Source organism: Aliiruegeria sabulilitoris (assembly GCF_001558155.1).
GTDB lineage: Bacteria > Pseudomonadota > Alphaproteobacteria > Rhodobacterales > Rhodobacteraceae > Tropicimonas > Tropicimonas sabulilitoris.
The window spans coordinates 20,691-43,593 of sequence record NZ_LOAS01000029.1 but is presented as its reverse complement, the minus strand read 5'-3'; the positions used below and the strand labels follow the sequence as shown (position 1 = coordinate 43,593).

The window sequence follows — 22,903 nt, the reverse complement described above, 5'->3', positions numbered from 1 at the left end:
CTGTCTAGAGATGCGGAAGGAGACGCGAGACGGCCTCGTCGGCGGTCTCGTGGTCTGCGATGTGATGGGGGAGACGGGTCACGGTATAGGCCCGCGCCTCCGCCTCGAAGATCTCGGCGGCCTGTTCGCGCAAAGCCAGGCTTTCGATGGCGCCGCCGGGGCGGTCCTCGCTGGAAAAGCCCCCCATCGGCACGAGCACTTCGCAATGCGCGGTCGATTGGTTCAGGTCCGCGGCGAGCGAACGGGCGGCCGTGTCCATCTCCGCTTCGGTAAGCTGAACATGGGTGAAATAGCTCGATTGGCGGTAATGCGGGCGCGCCTTGTATTCCTCAGGCATCTGATCGCGGATGCCGCCATCGAGGAAGTTGAGCGTGCCCGGCAGCACGATCCGCGGCAGCGCGGCCGCACAGGTATAACGCGTCGGCATCGGCACATGGGCGCCGGCGACATGCATGCGCACGATCTCGTTCACCGTCATGTCGATCACGCCGCACAGCGCACCTTGAGAAGCAAAACGGGCCAGCGCGGCACCGCCAAAACCGTTGGAATGGAAGGTGGCAGTCTCCTGTCCAGCCTTTACAAGTCGCTCAAGGATCTTTTCGCCCGCTTGTTGGGTGACGCCGAGGAGCGAGACCGCGACGGCCTTTTTCGGCACGCCATGTACCGGCAGCGGGCTGGCAACGGCGGCGACCATGGCGGCCGTCCGGGTGAAAATGCGCCGGAGCGGCGCGTTCATGCCCTGAATGTCGCAAAGCGTCGGGATGAGCGTCACGTCGTTATCGGCAAGTGCTGCGCGCGGGTCAAAGGGCAGCGTGGTGATCATGAACTTGGGCAGGCCCAGCGGCAGGGCACGCATCGCACGCAATGCCATTTCGCTGCCTGTACCGCCGCCAATGGCCAGCACCGCACCGGGATCGGCGGCGACGATACCGGCGGAGGCCTGCTCGACCTTCTTCGCCATCCGCCGCAGCTTCTCCTCGCCCGGCAACACTTCACCGCCGGAAGCAAGAGAGAGATCGAAGGGAGCGACTGCGAGCCCATGCCCGGCGAGCATCAGCGAGAGCGCATGCAACTCCTCGGGTTTGGTCTCGAAGGTGCCAAGGAGCGCAACCGATCCGCTCATAGACTTACCCTTTCACGGCGCCGGCGGTCATGCCGGTGATGATCTGACGCGAGGCAAAGAGCGTGAAGATGATCGGCGGAATTGCCAGCAACATGCCGGTGGCCATGATCACACCCCACTCGATGTTGAACTCGCTGGTATTGTTCACGATCAGGATCGGAACCGTCATGGTATCACGGTCGGCCAGCGCGGAGGCCAGCAGGTACTCGTTCCACGCAATCCGGAAAGTGAAGATCGCGGCAGCGGCAAGGCCCGGCTTGATCAGCGGCAGCACCACTAGGAAGAACACCTGGAACGGACCCGCGCCATCGACGCGCGCGGCTTCCTCCAGAGAGCGCGGCACCTGGACGATGAAGCTCTGCAGGATCCAGATCACGAAGGGCAGGTTCATCGCGACATAGATCAGGATGATGCCCGAATGCGTCCCTGCAAGGCAGACATCTCCACGCCCGCCAAACGTGTCACGGATCCAACCGCCAACCATGGTGGCGTTGTCGATGCAGAAGGAGTTGTTCCACAACCCGAAGACCGGCACCAGCAGAACGGCGGGCGGCACCATGCGCACGGCGAGCGTGGCGAACGAGATCGGCTCGCGCCCCATGAAGCGGAAACGGACCAGCGCATAAGCCGCCATGCAGCCGATGATCAGGGTCAGCGCGGTGGAGATCAGCGCAATGATCAGCGAGTTCCCGAAGGCCGCGCCGAAGCGAATGGCGCAATAGTCGATATGGTCCGGCTCGTACCAGAGGATATCGCAGAGCGCGGTCTCGTAGTTCTGGATCGTTGGCATGAAGAGCAAGCCACCGGTGCCGGAAATGATGTCCACGTCCAGTTTGAAGGAGCTCACGAAGAGCAGCACCACGGGGCCGATCGACATGAGGATAAGCGCGACGAGAAGGGCGTAGAAGGCAGGGTTCTGCTTGTCGTACGGGCTATTGGCGGCCATGTGTCAGCCCTCCTCTTGCTTGACGGTGTTGAGCCGTTGCGCGCGGGCTTCCTGCCAGCGGGTGAAAGCGAACATGCCGAGCGTGAGCACCATCAGCAGGAGTAGCAGATAGTTGGACATCGCCGCCGCTTCGCCGAGTTCACGGAATTCCTGAGCCGTGCGAGAGATGCGGAGCGCAAGGATTTCCGTCGACAGGCCCGGGCCGCCTTCCGTCATGACCAGGATCACTTCGAGAACCTTGAAGGCATCGATCAGGCGCAGCAGGCAGGTAACGATAAGGACCGGCGCCATGAGCGGCAGCTTGATGTGAATGATCTGTTGCCAGCCGGTGGCGCCGTCGATACGCGCCGCTTCCAGCGCGGAACGCGGCAGAGATTGCAGTGCAGCCAGAGACAGGATGAAGATGAAGGGTGTCCATTGCCAGATATCGGCAATGATGACGGACATGAGAGCGTGATCGCCCAGCCAATCGACGCGCGGCAGGCCAAGATGGGTCAGCCAGCGGTTAAAGACCCCGTCCGTCGGATGATACATGAAGCGCCAGACCAGACCGACAACGACCGGCGCGATCATCATCGGCAGGATGAAGAGTGTGCGCAGCACCGACATCCCGCGGATATTGCGGTCCAGCAGCAGCGCAAGGCCGACACCGATGAACATCTCGGCGACGACGACCGTTCCAGCAAAAGTCAGCGTGACAGAGACACTTTCGAGAAACGCCTCATCTCCCAGGAGTTTCGTGTAATTCGCCAGCCCGATGAATTCCGTCTCCGACAGAACCTGGCTCGGATCCCAGGAGCGAAAGCTGCCGAAAATCATGTACATCAGCGGATAGAACAGCGCGATTGCCATGATAATGGCCGCAGGGGCCATGAAGAGATAGGGTGTCAGTCGGTTGAAACTCTGGCCGTTCACGTGACTACTCCTGGCAGGCTGAATGTCCCGGGAGGGACCGGGCCACGTGAAGCAGCCCGGCTCGTTCTTGCGGCCCCGGGGAGGACGGGGCCGCGGGCGCTACATCACTTCTGCCAGATGTAGTAGCCCTCTTCTTCCATCAGCGCGCGGGACCGCTCGGCAACGCCGTCCAGGGCTTCCTGCGGATCGAGATCCTCGGTCAGCACTTTCGACATGGTCGTGCCGATATCGGCGTTGATCTTGCCCCAGACGGGGATGATCGGGCGCCAGTCGGGATCGGCAAATTCAAGCGCTTCGCCGAAGACCTTCGCATAGGGGTACTTGGCCTGGACTTCCGGATCGGCATAGGTCGAGAAGCGAGACGGGTTGCCGCCGGCCATCGCCACGAGCTTGTCGCCATGCTTGGAGGTCAGCCATTGCGCCAGAAGGAAGGCGGCTTCCTTGTTGAGCGCATTTGCGGGGATGCCGATGCCGAAACCACCGGTTTGCGAGCCGCGGCGTACGCCCTCGGGATGCATTGCATAGCCGGACTTGCCGACGACCTTGGATTTCTCCGGGTCTTCGAAGTTCGGCGCGAAGGCGATGGAGTCCATGAACATGGCCGACTGACCATTGGCGTAGGAATTGGCGGCTTCCGCCGGACCGAAGGCGCTCGATCCCTCGGGGCCGCAATCCACGATGGTCTTCAGTGCGTTGGCCGCTGCAACACCGGCCTCGTTGTTGATGGTCGGGTTCCACTCGTCGTCAAAGACACGACCGCCAAGCGGCGCAAGGTGCAGCAGGAAAGCGTGGCTGGCCTGGTGGCCGGAAGCCGCGCGGGAAGCCATGCCGCCCATGCCGGGCTCAAGCTCGGGGATCTTGCAGACCACGTCGAGCAGTTCGTCGTAATTCTCAGGCACCTTCAGCCCGTGCTTGTCGAAGATGTCCTGGCGGTAGATGAGAACCGACGTTTCGGAGCCCTGCGGCAGGCCGAAAAGCGAACCGGTCGGACCGGGCAGGTAGCCCTTCTTGCCGCCGGCAACGCCGATATTCTGAACATAGGCGTCGATCAGGTCTTCGGCTTCATAGGTCGGGTCGGCCAGTTTCGGGTTCATGAAATACTTGGCCAGGTTTTCAAGCTGGTCAGCGTAGACATAGTCGGCCTTGGAGAACACCACATAGGTGATCAGGTCATAGGCGCCTTCTTCCTGGGTCAGTTCCAGCGTTTGGCGCTCGCGCATCTTGAGGTAGGGGAGCATGTCCACTTCGACCTCGATACCCGTTTCCTTGGTGAATTCGGGCAGCACCTTCATCACCGCGTTGTAGTGCGGATGTGAGGGGAAGTTCACCACGAGCGTCGTGCCTGCATATTCCTCGTAAGGATTAGCCAGAACGGTCGTAGCGGTCAGCACCATGGTCGCGGTTACGGTGATTCCAAGTGTCTTCAGCATAGGGTCCTCCTCCCAAATTGCCTATTTCATAGCGCTCAGAGCGCTTTCTCAGTTGTCTTGTCGAACAAATGAATCCCTTCCGGGCGCACTGCGAAACGCAGGGTTTCGCCAAGCGCGATTGGGGTCTCGGACTTGACCTCGACGGTCACAGTCGCTTCGCCGCAATTGCAGATCAGCACCGATTGTGCGCCGATATATTCCGAGATCGAAACCCGCAGATCCATTGCAGTGGAGTCGGGGGCGGCGGCGTCATAGTTGAGATCGGACGGACGAATGCCCATTGTCAGATCGCCATGCCCCTTGCGGCGGGCCCGTTCGGCCAGCTCCGCAGGCAACGCAATACGGAAGCCGTCGCCGCGGGCATGGAAGGCAGCGCCGTCCTCCTCCAGCGTTACATCCATGAAATTCATCGGCGGCGAGCCAAGGAAACCGGCCACGAACTTGTTCGCCGGGCGTTTGAAGAGTTCTTCGGGTGAACCCTGCTGCCGGATGAAGCCGTCATGCATAACGACGATCCGGTCGGCCAAGGTCATCGCCTCGACCTGATCATGCGTCACGTAGACCATGTTCTTCTTCACGCGTTGACGCATCAGCGCGAGTTCTGCCCGCATCTGGCCGCGCAACTTGGCGTCCAGGTTCGAAAGCGGCTCATCGAACAGGAACGTGCCGGCGTCGCGCGTCAGCGCGCGCCCCATCGCCACCCGCTGCCGCTGACCCCCTGAAAGTTCACCCGGCTTGCGGTTCAGATAATCGGTCAGGCCGAGGATCTTGGCGACTTCTCGCACCTTGGCGTCGATCTCATCCTTCGGGCATTTCTGCAGTTTGAGCGCAAAGGACATGTTCCGCGCCACATTCATATGGGGGTAGAGCGCGTAGTCCTGGAACACCATCGCAAGGTCGCGATCCTTGGGTTCGAGGTGGCTGATCGGACGGTCGTCCATATAGATCTCGCCTTCGCTGACAGTATCAAGCCCGGCAAGCATGCGTAGCGTCGTCGATTTCCCGCAACCCGACGGCCCGACAAGAACAGTGAATTCGTTCTCTTCCATGACCAGGTCGATATTGTGCAGCACCTCCAGGACGCCGTACCGCTTCACAAGTCCATCCAGTCGAATCTTGGGCATGTTGTCCCCTCTAGAAGCTGGTGAGAGAGTATGCATACAAACATAAATGTAAATATACAAAATTGCCACGAGGGGAAAAAGCTCCTAGATTGCGCCTGTGGGCGAACAGGAGTCGCGCCACCAAGGCAAAGAACAACAAAGGAGCGTCTCATGGCACGGGGTAGTGACACGGGCCCGAACGGCCCAAAGGTCTCGGCTGTTCAAAAGGTTGTGGTGGCCCTGACAGATGATATTGCCGCCGGCGTTCTCAGTCCGGGCGAGCGCGTCGACGAGGTGCGCCTGGCCGAACAGCTTGGTGTTTCCAGAACGCCGGTTCGCGAAGCTCTGAACCAGCTCGTCGCACAGAGAATTCTTGTGGCGGGTGAAAAGCGCGGTGTTCGCGTGGCTCAGTATTCACGCGAAGAGCTGTCGCAAATATTTGAAGTTATGTATGAAATTGAAGTGATGTGCGCTCGCATGGCCTCGCAGAGGCTGACATTGCTGTCGCGGTCGGAGATCGAGCTTGCGCAGGCCAAGTGCATCCGCATCGCCGAGGCGGGCGACCGGGTTGAGTACATGCATGCCAATGAGGACCTGCATCACGCGATCTACCGTGCGACCGGAAATGCGTTCATGGAAGAACTTGCGTCCGAGTTTCGCCGTCGCACCGGCCCGTTCCGGGCCAAGAAGTTTGGCTCCGAGAAAGACCTGATCGCCTCCGCCAAGAGCCACGAGTCACTTCTGGCGAGCATTTTCTCTGCCGATTCCAAGGTGGCCTCCGACGGCATGCGAGAACACATGGCCGCGAGCTTTCTGCAGGCTCTGGAGGCTTTCAAGCATAACTGACCGAACAGGGAGTGGATCTTTGGTTTCAGTTTGCATGCAAACAGAAAAGTTTGTATGTCAAAGGTGAGGAAATCGATTCTGGAGGCCGCCATGGGCGTGAACGAAACCAAGATCTATCCGATCAACACAGGCTGGCTCGAGGGAGACCTCGGCACCTATATTTTCTGGAAGGGGCCGGCGGGCAAGAAGATCTGGAACCCGGTCTATTGCCACTATGTCGATACCGGTGAACACAAGATCCTGATCGATACCGGTTTGTGCGATGAGCCGCGCGCGACCAAGTATCACCACAAGTGCCAAAAACGTGGCTGCCTTCAGGTCCATGAGCATCTGGAACAGAAGCTTGGTGTGCATCCCGACGAGATCGACGCCATCGTCTTCACGCACCTGCACTGGGACCACACCCAGAATATGAAGGAGTTCAAGAACGCCCGCTATATCGCGCCCAAGGCCGAGATCGAAATGGCGTTCAACCCGCTGCCTCTTTACTACCGCACCTATGAGAGTGGCTACCTGGGCATCGAGCCGCCCTATACCGGCTGTGTTTTCGAGGCCGTGGACCAGGAATGCGAGGTGCTGCCGGGCATCACCATGTTCCATACGCCGGGCCACTCGGTCGGCCATATGGCGGTGAGCGTGGCCACCTCTGCGGGCGACATCGTTGTCGCGGGCGACGCGATCTTCCAGGAGCGCAACCTTGAGCCGAATGCGGAGGAGGGCTGGCGCTACTGGGTGCCCGCGCGCTTCGTCAACAGCTGGGAAGGCTGGAAATCGGTCGAGGAGATCGACAAGCGCGCCGATTACGTGCTGCCTTGCCATGACAAGAACGCCAATGCACGCTCGGATGTCTTCCCCTATGAGGGCATGCCGCTGCGCAAGCGCCGGCAGTTCATTCCGGGCTTCCAGTTCTATTTCGGCGACATGCCTCCGGGTGCGGCCGAAAAGGCGGCACCGGCGATGAAGCCCGAAGAGGTCAAGGACTACCTCGCCTCGCTCTGGCCGCCGACCCCGGACGATCCGTCCTGATCGGCTGATCCGGAAATGGTCGTCGCCATCGACACGCTGAAGGATGCCCTCGCAGGGATCGAGGCGGTCGTGGTTGACCAATGGGGCGTGCTGCATGACGGCAGCGCGCCCTGTCCATATGCAATCAAGGCCCTTTCCGGGATCGATCGGCGGCTGGCGATCCAGTCGATTTCCGGCAAGCCGAATCTTTCCGTATTCCGCGCCGTTGAAGCGGCACTTGGGCTTGCGCCCGAAAACTTCCAGTGGTGGGCGATATGCTCGAACATGACGGCGCAGCGTCTTCATGCGCGCCGGGCTCCATGCCGAAGCTCTCAGAACCACCGACGCCGAAGTCGGCGTGATGAAACTCGCTAGTTCCGAGGGCAGGCCACTGCCCGACGTCACACTGAAATATCTGAGGTGAGGCTATGAAAGACCTTCTGACCGACAATTTCCGCGCTTTCTCGGCCAAGATCGGCGCCGACCCGCTCTGCATCCAGGGCCCCGGCGGCAATACCTCGATCAAGGATGACGAGGTGATGTGGATCAAGGCGTCCGGCTTCGAGCTGGCCGATGCCGTGACGTCGGAGATTTTCGTCGCCGTGGATCGCAATGCGGCCGATGCCGAAGCGCATGGCGCGGGCGACGGAACCTGCAAGGCAACCGTGCTGGATCCGGAAGTCGAGCTGCGTCCCTCTATCGAGACCACGTTCCACGCCGCACTCAACTGGCGTGTCTGCGCCCACACCCATTCGGTGGCGGCGCTCAGCCATGTCATCTCGCCCGACGGTCGCAAGGTGGCGAAACGGCAGTTGGAAGATTTGAACCCGGTCTTTGTGCCCTATGCGAAGCCCGGCCTGCCGCTGACGACTGAAATCCTGAAACGCGCCAAGCCCGAAAGCCGGCTGTTCCTGCTGGAAAACCACGGCCTCATCGTTTGTGGCGAGACGACTGCGGAGACCGACAACCTCATGCAACGTGTCGAGGGACGGCTTTTCCGTGCACCGGCCCATGTCGTCGGTGGCGCGCCTGCGGGGGCGGCAATGGAAGGTTTCGACTGGGCCAAAACAGAAAACTGGATGGCGCGGCACGAAACTGTCTGCAATTGGATTACCGAAGGATCCTACTACCCGGACCATGTCGTCTTCCTCGGCGCGGGCCTGCCCACGGCGGATAAAGATGATGAACCGCCCGTGGTCGTCATCCCCGGCGAAGGCATCCAGATCCGCAAGTCCGCCACCTCCGTGCAGCGCGCGATGCTCACTTGCCTGTCCGACATCTTCCGGCGTTTGCCAAAAGAGTGGGAGCCGGAAGCCATCGGCCACGCGGCCGAAGCCGAATTGCTGAACTGGGACGCCGAGAAGTACCGGCAGTGGCTGGCAGCGAAAGGCTGATGTGATGCTGTCATTGGGCATTGATATCGGCACCTCCGGGGTTCGTACCGCGATCGTGTCTCCGGAGGGCGCGCTGCTCTCCATGGCAACCGTGGAGCACCTGCCACAGCCGGATCCCGCGCGGATCGACGCGGAGAAGTGGTGGGAAGCGGTACGCGCCTGCATTGAGGCGCAGATGGAAAAGCTGCGGACAGACGGGCAGGACCCGGCAGGGATCGGCCATGCCTGCGTCGATGGCACCTCGGGCACCATGCTGCTGACCGATGCCGATCTTGTCCCGGTCAGCCGTGCGCTGATGTACAACTCCAAGGGCTTTGACGCAGAGGCCGAACGCATTGCCGCGCTTGCGCCTGATCCGCATATCGCCCGTGGCTCGGGCTCCGCGCTCGGGCGCGCGATGCGGCTGGTCAGCGAAGCGCCGGGTGCGCGCCACCTGCTGCACCAGGCCGATTTCATTGCCGCGCGGCTTACCGGCATCGGCGGGCAGAGCGACGTGATGAACGCGCTCAAGACCGGGGTGGAGCCGGATACCGGCGAATGGCCGGACTGGATTGTCTCCCTGCTGCCCGAAGGCCTGTTGCCCGAAGCGCATCCGCTCGGAACGCCGCTTGGAACGCTTCGTGGCGATCTCGCCCGCGAATTGGGCCTGCCCGCCAACGTGCAGGTCCATGCGGGCACCACGGACAGCATTGCCGCCTTTCTCGCCGCCGCGCCGCTGGAGGCCGGTGTTGCGGTGACCTCGCTTGGCTCCACTCTGGCCATCAAGGCGCTCAGCCGGGCCCGGATCGACGATCCGGCGCGCGGGCTCTATTCCCACCGGGTCGGCAATGTCTGGCTCGTTGGCGGCGCCTCCAATACCGGTGGCCGGGTGCTGCGGCACTTCTTCTCCGATGCCGAGCTTGCCGCGCTGAGCGAGAAGATCGACGCCGCGCAGGCGTCCGATCTGGATTATTACCCGCTGATTGAGCCCGGCGAGCGCTTCCCGCTGAACGATCCCGAGCTTCAGCCGCGGCTTGAGCCACGCCCTGCCGACGACGCAGCCTTCCTGCATGGCATATTCGAAGGCATCGCCCGGATCGAGGCGCAGTGCTACGCGGCGATTTCAGACGCGGACGGAGAGCGCCCGACGCGCGTGCTGTCCGCCGGAGGCGGCGCACAAAATCCCGTCTTCACGGCGATCCGCGCCCGCCATCTGGGCCTCACCCCGGAAAACGCCGCAGAGACCGAAGCCGCGATTGGTGCGGCCCGTATCCCGCTGATGACTGCCTGACCAGAACAGGAGACCCGACATGGCACCGATGAATACCGAAGCCTTCAAGGATTGCGATATCCGCGGCACCTATCCCGATCAGGTCAACGAGGACATCTTTGCCCGCGTCGGGCGCGAATACGCCCGGCTTCTCGCCGATGGGCCGAATGCCGATGGCGACACGCTGGTCATCGGCGGTGATGGGCGCATCTCGACGCCCGACCTGCTTGCCGCCACCATTCGCGGGCTCTCCACCGCGCCGATTGGCATCGTCGAGCTTGGCGCCAGGGTCCCGACACCGGCGATCTACTGGGCCAAGCACCATTTTGGTGCTCAGGCCTCGGCCATTTGCACCGCCTCGCATAACCCACCGCAATGGAACGGGCTGAAGGTGATGAATGGTGAGTTGCCGCCCACCCCGAACGACATCAACTTCCTGGCCGACAAGGCCTCGGAAAGCGCTGAGGTTGCCGCGAACGGCCTGGCTCGCATCCGCAAGGTGGAGAACATCGTTGGTGCCTATATGGACGCGATGATGGCAACCTTCGCAGGGCAGTCGCTGGAAGGGCTAAAGGTTGTTGTCGATCCCGGCAATGGTTGCATGTCTGGCGTTGCCTCAAGGGTCCTTGCCGATCTCGGCGCCGAGGTCACGGCGCTGCATGACCGGATCGACGGCAATTTCTCCGAACGCAATCCCGACTGCGCCATCCCCGAAAGCCTCGCCACACTGGTCAGGACCGTGCTCGACACCGGTGCCGATTTCGGCGTCGGGTTCGATGGTGACGGTGACCGGATCGCGATTGTCGATGACAAGGGTCGAATCCTCGGATCGGAACGTTTGGCCATCGTGCTCTTCAAGGGCGCGATCCCCTGCGGTGAAGGTGACAACGTTATCCTGGACATCAAGTGCTCAATGCATCTGGAACGGGCGATCGCGGCTCTCGGCGGGACACCACGCCGATGCAAGAGCGGACATGCCTACATGAAGCGCATGGTGCTGGAACATGACGCCATTGCCGGCGTAGAGCTTTCCGGCCACGTTTTTCTTGGCGAGATTCACGGCCGCGACGACCCGCTTCACACCGCGATCCGCCTGGCCGGATGGTTGGTCGCGCAGGATCGAAAACTGTCCGCTTTTGTTGACAAGCTTCCGGCAATGTTCATGACCGAGGATATACGGATTGCCATGGACGCCGCGGCGATCGACGCGTTGTTGGCAAGCTGCGCCGCCGGGCTCGAAGGTGCCGAAGTGCAGAAGATCGACGGTGTCAGACTGGTCTGGCCATCCGGCTGGTTGCTTGTTCGCCGCTCCATTACCGAGCCGAAGGTCACGATCCGGCTGGAAGGTGAGGGTGCCGAAGATCTTCGCCGCATTGGACGGCTTTTTGGGGAGAGTTTTCCGCAACTTGAAAAGGATGTCGCGGCGGCCTTGGGCAAATTTGAAAACACTTGAACCAGGTTTGTGAACGGTGATGTCAGAGGAGCCTTGCTTGCGGCGGGCGAGGGGGTTGGTTGGCCCCCTCAGACGAAAAGAACGTTACCTGTTCAGATAGTTATGGAAGAACCACGAGCCCATCCGCTTGGCGGTGATGTGTTCGCCGGCGTTCACGCATCGATGTTCGACCATATCAACTCGGAGCGGCGCAAGAGACAACGACCGCTTCCTTGCAGAGATGCGTTCGAATTCGTCTCACACCAGCGCGGCCAGTGAACTTACTGCTGCACACGCGCGATCGGCGCTGCGGTGTCCGCGTAGCTTCTGGCGATCAGGTTGCCGTATTCGAACGACTCGAAAGAGAACGGATACCACGGGCCGTTCAACCCTTTCGTCGTAGACCACATCATTCCCTTCGCATCCCTGCGAAACCGCGTGCAAATCTTCTTGGAGCCAGAATTGGCAACATCGAAATCCTGGTTCCAATACCAACTGCCCTCATAGCAGACGCGGCTGGCGGTGGTGACATACCATGTCCCGGACCCAACACTGTTCTCCGAAATGTTGACCGCGCGCCAAGTTCCGTCCGGGTCCCAGTATTTCCCTGAGCCACGCCCCCAGTCCTCGGTGTGGTTGGCGAATAGCCTGAACAGTTCCTCCGGAGTGGGAGCCGCGGCGTCCGGCGGGATCGGCGACCCCGGGAAACCATCACTACGAACGACCGTGGGGAAGACCAGGGCCGCCAGGATGAATGAGGCCAGCAAAAGCTTCGTCGCGGAATAAACATCCGCGCCGGTCACGGCACTCACTCCTGCACCGCCTGGATCACGAATTTGGTTTTGACGGCTATCTTGAATATCCAGCATTTTTTGCCTCTCAATACCCGGCTGCCTTCGGCGCGATACCAACTGCTTGGTAAGTATATCAAACTCTCGGATTGCGTGCCTTGTCGTAAATCAATGAAAAAAAGCGCAAAAAAGGTTAACAAATGGAGTTAGGCACCGGAGTCGGGGCAAGCCGGAGGGGAGGGTGGCCCAAGAGATTGTTGGCCTGATGTCTGTGTGTTCAGATTGCAGGAAGCGTCTTTTGGCCGGCGGCCCGACGCGCTCCAAGGTAAAATGATATGGATGACAGATCTGTCCTCATTGCCGGCGGCGCCGGTTTCCTGGGTTCACATTTGTGCAAGCACTATCTTGATCGGGGTGCGCGCGTGATCTGCGTCGACAACCTGTCGAGCGGACGCATGCGGAATATCGAACATCTGCTGGACATCACGGCGTTCCGCTTCGTGCTCCATGACATAACAGATCCTTTGGATCTCGGCGAAAAGATCGACTTCATCATCAACATGGCCGCGCCGGCCTCACCGCCCAGATACCAGGCGGACCCTATCGCGACTTTCGATACGATCGTGATCGGTTCGGAAAACCTGCTCAAGCTGGCTCGAAAAACCGGGGCCCGGATCCTTCAGGCCTCCACCTCGGAGGTTTACGGCGACCCGGAGATCATTCCCCAGACCGAAGAATATTGCGGCAAGGTCCAGACCATGGGTCCGCGCGCCTGCTATGATGAAAGCAAACGTGCCGCCGAAACGCTGTTTTACGATTTTCACCATACTCTCGGGGTGGATATCCGCGTCGCGCGTATCTTCAACACCTACGGACCCAACATGGATCCGGAGGATGGGCGCGTCGTGTCGAATTTCATCGTTCAGGCGCTGTCTGGCAGCGGGCTGACGGTCTATGGTGACGGGCACCAGACGCGATCGTTCTGCTATGTGGATGACATGATCACCGGTCTGACCGCGCTGATGCATTCGAAGGTAGATATTTTCGACCCGGTCAATCTTGGCAACCCTGGCGAGTTCTCCATCCTCGAACTGGCAAAGATCGTTCTCGAAGAAACACAAAGTAACTCGACCATCGAGTTCCGGGATCTGCCAAAGGACGATCCGGAATACCGGCGCCCCGACATCTCCAAGGCCAGGCGGCTCTTGGACTGGTCGCCCGATGTTCCTTTGCGTGAGGGGCTGCGCCAGACGATCATCTATTTAGCGGCTGAGCTGGGGCGCAACGCTCGGCCGACCGAGTAAAGGCCATGTCCGCTGTTCCTCTTATCGTGCTTGGCGGGGCCGGGTTCATCGGCAGCCATTGCTGCAAGCATCTCGCGGCGCGGGGCTATCTGCCTGTATCGGTCGACAACCTCAGCACCGGCCATGCGGATGCGGTGAAATGGGGGCCGCTGGAACGTGTCGATGTTCGCGATGCGGCTGCCTTGGCGGCGGTCATCCGCAAATACGGCGCGCGCACTGTCCTGCATTTCGCGGCTTTCGCGGTGGTGTCGGAGTCGATACGCGCGCCCGACAGCTATTACGACAACAATGTCGGCGGCATGATCGGGGTTCTGGCGGCGATGAAAGCTGCAGATGCCAATCTGTTGGTGTTCTCCTCAAGCTGTGCCACCTACGGCATCCCACCCAAGGTGCCCATCGATGAAGCCGTAACGCAGTCTCCGATCAACCCCTATGGGTGGACCAAGCTGATCGGCGAACAGATGATTTACGCCCAGGCTGCCGCCTACGGCCTGAACTTCACTATCCTGCGCTATTTCAATGCCGCCGGGGCCGACCCCGAGGGCGAATTGGCCGAGCGGCACGACCCCGAGACGCGTCTGATCCCGCTTGCGCTGATGGCGGCCTCGGGGATGGGTCCGCCGCTGCGGATCTTCGGCACCGATTTCGACACGCCCGATGGAACCGCCATACGCGACTATATCCACGTGACCGACCTGGCAAAGGCGCATTACCTGGCCCTCCGCCACCTAGAGACTGGCGGCGATAATCTGGTGCTGAACCTTGGGACTGCCCATGGCCTGTCGGTGCACGAAATCTGCGGTGCCGTCGAACGCATCACCGGCGTTCCGGTCCCGCTGGTCGAGGCCCCGCGCCGGGCGGGCGATCCGCCGGTCCTGATCGCGGATGCCTCCGAAGCCCGGCGGCGGCTCGGTTTCCACCCGAGGCTCTCCGGCGTCGAAACCATCTTGCGCCACGCGGCACCGCATTACGGCCACAAGATCGGCACGACAGAAGATGACTGAAACCACGGGCCAAATACCAACGAGCGCCCTCCGCGCCGGAAGATCTTCCCCCTTCCAGCGCCGCCTTCTGACTGGCCGCAAGAAGGCCAAGTACGACGTGCTTGTCCTGTTGTGGGCATTGGCGACGCTCTGGTTCTGGCAGTGGTGGCTTGACCCACGCCACATCCCGCCAGACGGCATACGTTATCAGGTCGCGACGCTCGCTTTTTTCTGGATGGTCTTCATGCAGGCGTTTTTCGTGCTGATCTTTCGCCGCGCGATCGTGCCCGCCGGCGACCCGCCCGCCCCGGGGTATGTCCGGGTTGCGATGATCACGACAAAGACACCGTCCGAGCCGTTTCCGCTGGTTCGTCAGACCCTGGAGGCGATGCTGGCGCAGACCTACCCGCATGACACATGGCTGGCCGACGAGGATCCGCAGCCCGAAACCATCGAATGGTGCGCGGCTCACGGGGTGCAGATATCCACGCGCAAGGGCCGGTCGGACTTTCACCGTAGCGAATGGCCGCGTCGAACCCGGTGCAAGGAAGGCAACCTTGCCTTCTTTTATGACCATTATGGCTATGACCGCTACGACTTCGTCTCGCAGCTCGATGCCGACCACGTGCCCCAGCCGACATATCTCGAAGAGATGATGCGCGGCTTTGCCGATCCCAGGGTCGGCTATGTCAGCGCCCCGTCGATCTGCGCCCGCAATGCTCCGCAGAGCTGGGCCGCGCGCGCTCGAATGGATACCGAAGCAGCGTTCCACGGCATATTCCAGGCCGGCTATGCGGCCGTACTGGCGCCGATGTGCATCGGGTCGCACTACGCTGTGCGGACCCGGGCGCTGCGTGAAGTGGGCGGGCTCGGCCCCGAACTGGCCGAAGACCATTCGACGACGATGCTGTTGAACTCGGGCGGCTGGCGCGGTGTGCATGCTCTGGAGGCAATTGCCATCGGCGACGGGCCGGCGCAAACCGGCGATCTGTGCACGCAGGAGTTCCAGTGGTCGCGCAGCCTTTTGTCGATCCTGCTGCGTTACACCGCCCGTTACCTCAAGCCGCTACCTCCGCGGCTGAAGTTCCAGTTCGTCTTCTGCCAGCTCTGGTATCCGCTATTTGCGCTGTTCATGCTGGTGCTTTACCTGCTGCCCATCGCGGCTGTCCTGTTCGACATGCGGTATGCAGACGTCACATACCCCGCCTTCCTGGCCCATGCGATCTGGCCGGCGGTGGCGGTGACGCTGATGGCCTATGCGCTGCGGTCCGACGGCTTTCTCCGCCCCCTCAACGCCAAGGTTCTGGGATGGGAGAAGGCCCTGTTCCTGGCTCTGCAATGGCCCTGGGTGCTTTGGGGGTGCGTAATGGCCGTGCGTGACAGGCTCACCGGCGATTTTGTCGATTTTCGCATCACGCCCAAGGGCGGTGCGGTCGAGGCCAGGCTGCCCTTGCGGGTTGTCATGCCCTATGTCGTCCTGGCGCTTGGCTGCATCCTTCCGGTTCTGCTGGTCGACGACCTGCAAACGGCGATGGGGTTCTACTTCCTGACACTTCTGAATGGCACGATCTACACGATCATCGTCATCTTCATCGTCTTCTACCATCTTCGCGAAAACCGCATTCCCCTTTGGCAGGGCCTGCGTGCCGAGCCTGTGCAGATGCTTTCGGCACCGCTGCTGGCCTGTCTGGCCATCGTGGCGCTGGTTTATCGCGGGCCGCAAAGCGTGCTGGCGCTCAGTATCGGTTTGGTCGACGCCGAGATCGTCCGTTACGAGTACGTGGTTTCGGGCGCCGGAATGGGGGGCACCGACAACGTTAAATTCCAGTTCAACCCGAATGCCTGGAAAGTGCTTTTGGGTCTAGATGAGGAGAAATAAGATGACCTGGACAACGACGCGAGGATTGCTGGCGGCCGTGATGGCGGGCGCTCTTCTCTGGCCTTCTGGTGCCGTGGCGGCACCGCCGGGCGATCTGCCATTCGGTGCCTACGATCCCTACGGGGCCTTTGGCGATGACCCCGATGTGCAGATCGAACACCTGTTCCTGCCTTGGCAGGATGTCTACTTGCCCTCGCTGCTGGAGGCCGACGCATATGCCGCCGAGCGCGGACGCTCGGTCCTGGTAACGATCGAGCCCTGGACCTGGACGCGCGATGAACGCAACCGGCCCGAGGTGCTGATCGCCGGTATCAACAGTGGTGCCTTCGACACCAACATGAGCACGATCTGCAGTATTCTTGGCGGATTCCAAAGTGCCGTCACCGTCCGCTGGGCCCATGAGATGGAGGACTACTCCGGACAGTTCATCTGGGCCGGTTGGCAGCCCGAAACCTATATCGCCGCCTACCGGCGCATGGTCGATGTCTGCCGCTCGGTCGCGCCCGACATCGATTTCATGTGGTCACCGCTCGGTCTGGAAACGGACAAGACGCTTTACCCGTTCGAGGAGTACTTCCCCGGCGAGGACTATGTCGATGTTATCGGCCTGTCCGTCTTCGGCCTGCAGAAATGGGAAAAGGACAAGCTTGGCGCGGAACGCAGCTTCCGGGAGGTCCTCGATCCGCGATACGAGCGCGCCGTCAAATTCGGCCTGCCCATCGTGGTCGCCGAACTCGGCTTTTCCGGGGATGCGGATTATGTGAACAAGTGGCTTGAGGACGTCCGCCAAAGCCTGGAGGGCCTCAGCGAGCTTGTCGCCGTGGTCTATTTCAACCAGAAGGAAGTCTACCCATGGCCCGATGGCTATGGCCTTCCGGACTGGCGGTTCGGACAGAATATCGTCGAATGACGGCAAGCTGCCCGAGGCATCGGCAGGAAAATGCCGATGCCCCGGCATCCGCGCATCCGCGCAGAAAATCAGCCGCAGACAAATACTTGAGTCCAATTGATCTGCGGCTTCGCCTGCGCTCTCGCCAGCGATTTGCCGGGTAGCGCCCATTCGATGCCTGCAACGGCTCGGAACGAACTTCCCGTCGTGCTATGAAAGCGCCGCGGCATGAGATGGAACAGGCTCGTTTCTGCCGTTGAAAACAAAGGGGCAGGGCGATCGATCACATCGCCCCCTCCATTGAGATCGAGCAGAAAAAGGACTCCAACCAAAAATGACATTGGGGACAGCTTTCCTCCCGTCGGGAGCCAATCGAATTGCGCTTGGCCTTGCCGCCTTGCTTGTGGCATCGACCGCCGCGCAGGCCGCAACACGTGACAACTTCGCCTCGAAAGAGACGCCAGTCGTTTCCTCACATTCGAGCGAGCTCGCTCTGAACCTGTTGGCCGCGCCAGGCAACGGCACGCCAATGGTGAAGACCGCCACGATGGGGTCGGGGAGCTGGGTCTGTTCTCCTGCGGGATTCGGACAACGCTCCAGGTGCCAGGAAAACTGACACCGGCTTTCACCGGACCGACCTTCCAATCGCCATATTTCAGCCCGCCCCGTGACGCGTTGTCGTGATCTCGTTGGCATACAGGCACGCAGACAATGACGGTCTGCCCAATGAAACGAGGTTAACCATGTCTCGCACAGGTTCCTTTCCGCTCCGCCGTATCCGGCATCTTGTTCTCTCCACCTCGGCAGCGCTGCTGATTGCAGGCGCGGGGCATGCGGCCGACACCGCCGTCACGCCCTCCGCCCAGACCGGCGTTGCAGTGACGCGTGCCGCGACAGCCACTCTCAACCTGCTGTCCGCGCCCAGCAGGGGTACACCCAAGGTGCCCGTCGTTTCGATGGGGCGCGGCAGCTGGATTTGTTCACCGGCAGGTTTTGGCCGTCGCTCGCGCTGCTACCGGAACTGACGCGACGATGGTCCGCCTGCTTCTCATCCTGACCGGGCTTCTCCTCATGGTCCAAACCGCAAGCGCACAGCAGGCCGGCGTCGGCGCGTGGGAGAACAAGAGCTACACGACCCTGCGCTGGATCGAAAAGACACGCGGTCTGGAGTGGTATTACAACTGGCGCGCCGACGAGATTCACCAAAAGGGTAGCCAGCGCCGTCGGGTCGAATTCGTGCCCATGATCCACAGCGCCAGGAACGTGCGTGACCCGATCGAGTCACGCCTGGCTCCCAAGGCGCTGCTTGGCTTCAACGAACCCGACGGGCGCGGAGGCAAGCATCAGGCTGGGATGAGCGTGGACGAGGCCATTGCGCTCTGGCCTCACCTGGAAGCGCGCGGATTGCGACTCGGCAGCCCGGCGACGACGCGCGGGGGCACCCTTGGCCGAAACTCGTGGCAGCGCCGTTTCATGACCGAGGTCGAACGGCGCGGCCTGCGCGTGGACTTCATGGCGGTGCACTATTACTCGACCGATGGCGATGTGGATACGTTCCGCAACTGGTTGACCGCGGTTTACAAGGAATACCGGCGACCGATCTGGGTGACCGAATTCGCCGTCATCGACTGGTCACGTCCAACGCGGACAAGCTACAATGCCAACGCGGCCTTTGCCTATGAGGCGATCCGGATGATGGAAGCCTTGCCCTTCGTCGAACGCCACGCATGGTTCGCGGCGAACCCCTATCCGTGGCGGGGCACCGTGCCGGCGATCAACCTCGTCGACAACAACATGCGCCCAACGCCGCTGGGCGAGGCGTTCGCCGATATCCTTGCCGGCCGCGCCCCCGAAGAGATCGCAAGCCTTTCGGCTGACTGACCCTCGCTCGCCTGCCCAGAAGCCTTCCCCGAACGCTCCCGCTGGATCTCAGGGATCGGGTTTGCAGTCATGCGTGTTGATCGCGGCAATGGCGCGCTGGCCCAGATCCTCGGGGATGTAGCGGCTCCACCCCATGTGAAAGCCCAGACCCTCGGAATTGTTGTTGATGAAGCTGGCGACGAGCTCGCCGTCGGGCGCGAACAGCAACAACCGCCCGGCATTCTCTTCTTCAAGCATCATGTGGCCAGTGGGCAGGAAATCGAACAGACCCTCGGTTTCCGTCCTGACCGAGTATTTCTCCATCGCAGCGCGAAACGGGCTGGTCACCGTATCCGTCTCGAAGTCGTAGAACAGCACTTCCGAGACATTGCGCACGCGACGCCCCCTGCCGGTGTTGACGGCGCTGTTGTTGAAAACCGCTATGGTGTGATCGTCGATGATATCGACATCGTGCTGATCCAGCCACGGGCCTTCCTTCATCCACACAATCTTGTTGGTGGAGGGGCGATAGAGGAGGATCGTCGAGTAACGGCGGATGCTGACGAAGACATCGCCCTTTTTCCAATAGGGCCCGTCTTCGAGAACCGGTTGCGCATCGTTCAGATGCAGCGGGTTGTTGTAATGGAAACCCGCGCCGAAGATCCGGTGGAACAGGCCGTTTTCATAGAAGGCCTTCACGATGGATTTCTCGTACAGCACCTCGCCATCGGCCGTCATATGGGTAATCGCGTCTTCAATGAACCACTCCGTCACCCCCGGAATATCGGATTGCGCGGGGTCCGTGGCGATCCAGAAGCCGCCCTCGCCATCAGGCTCTGTCGAGTGGTGGTAATAGATATCGTCCTTCATCCAGACCTTGTCGCCACAGGCCGATATCCTGAACAGCGGCGCATACTGATCCTTGACGATCAGATCGCCGTTCTCAAGCAAGAGCGGGTGGATCGCGCGCCAGGCTGCGCGACGCCATGCGGTGTAGTCCATCCAGATCCAGTCGCGTCGCGCATCCGCCAGCAGCTCATTGGCATCCGGCCACCAACGATGGACCACCGACAGGTCTGTCAGGTCGTATAGCTCGAGCACGTGCCGACGTTTGTCCCCGTCATGGCGGCTGATCAGGATATAGCCGGGAAGATCGCCGGGATAGCTTTCGCCTTCGACCTGCCAGCCGCCGGTACCCGGGAAGCGATTGGGCGATTGCGACAGCATCCGCTCGTCTTCATGGAGCACCTCTTCGATCGTCCAGGGGGCCTTGGCGACCAGGACCGCCGTCTCTCCGAGGCTGCCGAAACGCGCTTTGCCATTTGTGGTGTCATAAACGATTGCCCCGAACATGACGGCCCCGATTGCCGCCGCTACCAGCAACAGTCCGACGACCCACAGCTCGATCTTGCGGAAGGCAAACCGTTCCAATCGCATTCTATGCATGCTCCTCCCGACGGCGGACTTCAGCCGCGCCGCCGACACTCAATTGCTACCATCGTGATTATGACTGTCAACAGAAGCGGATTGGAGTGCGTGACGTTCGATCTTTCCGGCGAAAATGGCGACAACGCCAACACGTCCCGCGTTGAACAACAGCGGCAAGGATCAGTGCAACCGCAACGGCCCATCCCGCCCCGAAACGCCACGGAAAACCGAACGCGGAAAGGACCAGGCAGGGTCCGCAGCCGCGAACATGCCAGGGCGATTGTCCCGACTACTCGGATTTCGATCCCTGTTCATCCTCGGAGGAGGTGTGCCGCGCACGCTTGATCATGCGCTTGATTGGGAACCAGAGAAATCCCACGATCAAGAGGATGATCCCGGCGGCAAGTGCAAGGGCGACCGCGATCGCACCCAGACCGGCCCCCGGCCCGATATAAGCCAGCGCAGGCTTCGGCAGGAACGCCGCCAGGAAAGCTGCAACCGGGATCGACAGGCGAAGGAAATGAGTCATGTTCCTTGCTCCATTCACCATGGATTTGCCGGGGTCCGGATCCTATCCGCCCGCCCCGGTCAGGGTCTATGTTAAGCAGCGGGCTAACCGGCGTCCACCACCCTCGGTCACAGGGAGTAGGATGGCTTGCCCAAGGGCTGCCGGTCTGTTCAGACGCCCCGGCTGGTGATGTCGGTGCAATGTGGATCGCGTCCGGGCAGGGGGTTGGGCACCCAATGCTATCCGCGCCATTTCCCGCAAAGCCGCTGGTCGCCTTCTCGGGGATTCCGCCCTGCGGGACTGATCCAAACAGGCTGTGGTCCTATCGGCATCTTCCACCGACAGGGCGCATCGCCAAGGTCGTTTCGGACGAAACCTAAACTCACACGTCATACGCCAACATGACACCGAGTGCGCATAATTGTCACAACGATGCATTGATGGCGCATTCATGCGACATTAGGCTCGGCCCGGACAATGGGAGTCGACCATGGACAAGTGGGGCGAGATTCGAACGGCATATCACGTGGCAAAGCTGGGAACGGTCAGCGCGGCGGCCGAGACCCTTGGCGTGCACCGCGCGACCGTGAATCGTCATATCGACGCCCTGGAGGCCCATCTTGGCGCCAAGCTCTTTCAGCGCCATGGTCGCGGCTATGTGTTGACCGAGACCGGTCGGGAACTCCTCACCGTCATGGGACGGGCCGACGAGATGGTGGCGGATTTCACCGGTCGCACCCGGGCGCGTGACGCCGAGTTGACCGGTGAAATCATCATCACCACGGTGCCACCTCTGGCCGGGCGGCTCATGGCTCCCATCATTCGGTTCCGCGAACAGAACCCTAAAACGCGTGTCACTTTGTTGGCGGAAGAAGAGCTGCTCAAGCTGGAATACGGGGAGGCGCATATCGCCCTTCGTGGGGGACCAAGACCGGACCAGGACGACTATGTCATCCAGGATTTCGATCGGGTAGGTTTTGGCCTCTACGCCCATGAGCGATACGTTCGGCGCCGCGGTCTCCCGCGCGATGCGGAGGATCTCGCCACGCATGATTTCATCGGTATTCCGAACCGCAGGGGCGACTCCGTGGTCGAAGCCTGGCTGTCCCGGATCGCGCCCGAGGAACGGGTTGTCCTGCGGACATCCGATGTGCGGACCACGCAGGACGCGGTTCTGTCGGGCGCGGCGATCGGCTTCCTGCCAGCACATCTGGCGCGGCAATACCCGGGCTTGCATCAGGTTCTGCCGCCACGGCCGGAATGGTTCATCCAACTCTGGCTGGTCACCCATGTCGACCTGCACCGGACAGACAAGGTTCAGGCCATGCTGAAATGCATCAAGGATGCCCCGCCCACGGGCTCTGGCTTGGCTTGAGAACGGCCAGACAGCACTCCCTGACGCGCAGGAAGTTCCTCCGGCGATGGCGCAGCTTTCGCCGATCTCGGCACCTGTCGGACAGACCGTCAAATTCTTGTCGCGCGCGGTGTCGGCTCAGCCCAGAACGGGTGGCACGGAAATAGGGTATCTCACAGTACGATTGGTCGCATTCATGCGCAGTCACCGCGCATACCGGCACCTGTTTGCGCGGAAGAGACCGGGATATGGCACCTCCAATGGCGGGCAAGCCTTCCTCTCCGACCTGCTGACACACTGACCCTATCGAGATGGCCCATGACTCCGAACCTCAGGACTCCCTTGGCGTTTCGCGCGTTCGTCATTGCCATTGGTGTTGTCGCGAAACTCGGTCTTCCCGACGCCTCCGACGCGGAGGTGCCTGCCGATTGCCGCGAAAGTCCCGCTTACACATGCATCACGGA

22 protein-coding genes are annotated in these 22,903 nt (G+C 61.3%); 13 read left to right on the top strand and 9 right to left on the bottom strand.

The genetic code is table 11. The features are described from left to right. Nucleotides 1-4 precede the first annotated feature (4 nt). The 5 genes from AX756_RS20640 to AX756_RS20620 all read right to left on the bottom strand — a co-directional run bounded on the left by AX756_RS20640 (nt 5) and on the right by AX756_RS20620 (nt 5,538). Complete coding sequence (locus tag AX756_RS20640) at nt 5-1,123, bottom strand: Tm-1-like ATP-binding domain-containing protein (protein WP_068316492.1); 1,119 nt, start codon at nt 1,121-1,123, stop codon at nt 5-7. A 4-nt stretch (nt 1,124-1,127) separates the two neighbouring features. Next, nucleotides 1,128-2,069: a carbohydrate ABC transporter permease gene (locus tag AX756_RS20635; protein WP_068316488.1), complete on the bottom strand. Its 942-nt coding sequence runs from the start codon at nt 2,067-2,069 to the stop codon at nt 1,128-1,130. A gap of 3 nt (nt 2,070-2,072) precedes the next feature. Next, nucleotides 2,073-2,984 carry a carbohydrate ABC transporter permease gene (locus tag AX756_RS20630; protein ID WP_231701124.1) on the bottom strand — a complete coding sequence of 304 codons (912 nt, stop codon included), beginning with the start codon at nt 2,982-2,984 and terminating at the stop codon, nt 2,073-2,075. A 104-nt stretch (nt 2,985-3,088) separates the two neighbouring features. Next, the gene (locus tag AX756_RS20625; protein WP_068316485.1) at nt 3,089-4,414 is read right to left on the bottom strand and encodes an extracellular solute-binding protein; all 1,326 of its coding nucleotides are present in this window, start codon (nt 4,412-4,414) and stop codon (nt 3,089-3,091) included. Between the two features lie 35 nt (nt 4,415-4,449). Further along, on the bottom strand, nt 4,450-5,538 hold the full coding sequence (locus tag AX756_RS20620; RefSeq protein ID WP_068316482.1) for an ABC transporter ATP-binding protein: 1,089 nt from the start codon (nt 5,536-5,538) through the stop codon (nt 4,450-4,452). 30 nt (nt 5,539-5,568) lie between these two features. Between AX756_RS20620 and AX756_RS20615 the strand changes: the two genes are divergently transcribed. From AX756_RS20615 to AX756_RS20590, 6 genes are read left to right on the top strand one after another with little or no spacing between them, the layout of a single operon-like run. Next, a complete protein-coding gene (locus tag AX756_RS20615) occupies nt 5,569-6,363 on the top strand; it encodes a GntR family transcriptional regulator (protein ID WP_231701123.1) in 795 nt (264 codons plus the stop codon). A 54-nt stretch (nt 6,364-6,417) separates the two neighbouring features. Further along, nucleotides 6,418-7,389: an N-acyl homoserine lactonase family protein gene (locus AX756_RS20610; protein WP_231701122.1), complete on the top strand. Its 972-nt coding sequence runs from the start codon at nt 6,418-6,420 to the stop codon at nt 7,387-7,389. Between the two features lie 15 nt (nt 7,390-7,404). After that, nucleotides 7,405-7,743, top strand: coding sequence for an HAD family hydrolase (locus tag AX756_RS20605; protein WP_068316477.1), 339 nt, complete (start codon nt 7,405-7,407; stop codon nt 7,741-7,743). Between the two features lie 53 nt (nt 7,744-7,796). After that, nucleotides 7,797-8,762, top strand: a complete 966-nt coding sequence (locus AX756_RS20600) for a class II aldolase/adducin family protein (RefSeq protein ID WP_068316475.1) — start codon at nt 7,797-7,799, stop codon at nt 8,760-8,762. Between the two features lie 4 nt (nt 8,763-8,766). After that, nucleotides 8,767-10,032, top strand: a complete 1,266-nt coding sequence (locus AX756_RS20595) for an FGGY-family carbohydrate kinase (RefSeq protein WP_068316546.1) — start codon at nt 8,767-8,769, stop codon at nt 10,030-10,032. 19 nt (nt 10,033-10,051) lie between these two features. Further along, nucleotides 10,052-11,464 carry a phosphohexomutase domain-containing protein gene (locus AX756_RS20590; protein ID WP_068316472.1) on the top strand — a complete coding sequence of 471 codons (1,413 nt, stop codon included), beginning with the start codon at nt 10,052-10,054 and terminating at the stop codon, nt 11,462-11,464. Nucleotides 11,465-11,724: 260 nt separating this feature from the next. Here the strand turns inward: AX756_RS20590 and AX756_RS20585 are convergent, their stop codons facing one another. Next, on the bottom strand, nt 11,725-12,312 hold the full coding sequence (locus AX756_RS20585; protein ID WP_068316469.1) for a DUF995 domain-containing protein: 588 nt from the start codon (nt 12,310-12,312) through the stop codon (nt 11,725-11,727). A 257-nt stretch (nt 12,313-12,569) separates the two neighbouring features. Here AX756_RS20585 and AX756_RS20580 point away from each other — a divergent pair, with 257 nt between their 5' ends. Genes AX756_RS20580 through AX756_RS20565 form a run of 4 tightly spaced genes read left to right on the top strand, consistent with a single transcriptional unit; the run spans nt 12,570 to nt 17,310 of the window. Continuing rightward, entirely contained in the window at nt 12,570-13,538 is a 969-nt protein-coding gene (locus AX756_RS20580) for a UDP-glucuronic acid decarboxylase family protein (protein ID WP_068316466.1), read from the top strand. 5 nt (nt 13,539-13,543) lie between these two features. Continuing rightward, a complete protein-coding gene (galE, locus tag AX756_RS20575; RefSeq protein WP_068316463.1) occupies nt 13,544-14,542 on the top strand; it encodes a UDP-glucose 4-epimerase GalE in 999 nt (332 codons plus the stop codon). Continuing rightward, complete coding sequence (locus AX756_RS20570; RefSeq protein WP_068316461.1) at nt 14,535-16,400, top strand: glycosyltransferase family 2 protein; 1,866 nt, start codon at nt 14,535-14,537, stop codon at nt 16,398-16,400. Before galE ends, AX756_RS20570 begins: the two co-directional genes overlap by 8 nt. 40 nt (nt 16,401-16,440) lie before the next feature. Next, nucleotides 16,441-17,310 (top strand): glycoside hydrolase family 26 protein, encoded by an 870-nt coding sequence (locus tag AX756_RS20565; RefSeq protein WP_156461595.1) that lies wholly within the window; start codon nt 16,441-16,443, stop codon nt 17,308-17,310. A gap of 68 nt (nt 17,311-17,378) precedes the next feature. Here AX756_RS20565 and AX756_RS20560 read toward each other — a convergent pair whose 3' ends face one another. Then, nucleotides 17,379-17,630 carry a hypothetical protein gene (locus AX756_RS20560; RefSeq protein WP_068316457.1) on the bottom strand — a complete coding sequence of 84 codons (252 nt, stop codon included), beginning with the start codon at nt 17,628-17,630 and terminating at the stop codon, nt 17,379-17,381. Between the two features lie 402 nt (nt 17,631-18,032). On the opposite strand from AX756_RS20560, the gene AX756_RS20555 reads away from it, so the two are divergent. Next, nucleotides 18,033-18,314, top strand: a complete 282-nt coding sequence (locus AX756_RS20555; protein WP_068316455.1) for a hypothetical protein — start codon at nt 18,033-18,035, stop codon at nt 18,312-18,314. 7 nt (nt 18,315-18,321) lie between these two features. Continuing rightward, nucleotides 18,322-19,170, top strand: a complete 849-nt coding sequence (locus AX756_RS20550) for a glycosyl hydrolase (RefSeq protein ID WP_068316453.1) — start codon at nt 18,322-18,324, stop codon at nt 19,168-19,170. A 48-nt stretch (nt 19,171-19,218) separates the two neighbouring features. Here the strand turns inward: AX756_RS20550 and AX756_RS20545 are convergent, their stop codons facing one another. Continuing rightward, nucleotides 19,219-20,586, bottom strand: a complete 1,368-nt coding sequence (locus AX756_RS20545; RefSeq protein ID WP_068316441.1) for an arylsulfotransferase family protein — start codon at nt 20,584-20,586, stop codon at nt 19,219-19,221. Between the two features lie 280 nt (nt 20,587-20,866). Beyond that, complete coding sequence (locus tag AX756_RS20540) at nt 20,867-21,106, bottom strand: hypothetical protein (RefSeq protein WP_231701121.1); 240 nt, start codon at nt 21,104-21,106, stop codon at nt 20,867-20,869. 469 nt (nt 21,107-21,575) lie between these two features. Between AX756_RS20540 and AX756_RS20535 the strand changes: the two genes are divergently transcribed. Then, the gene (locus AX756_RS20535; protein ID WP_068316439.1) at nt 21,576-22,460 is read left to right on the top strand and encodes a LysR family transcriptional regulator; all 885 of its coding nucleotides are present in this window, start codon (nt 21,576-21,578) and stop codon (nt 22,458-22,460) included. Nucleotides 22,461-22,903 lie beyond the last annotated feature (443 nt).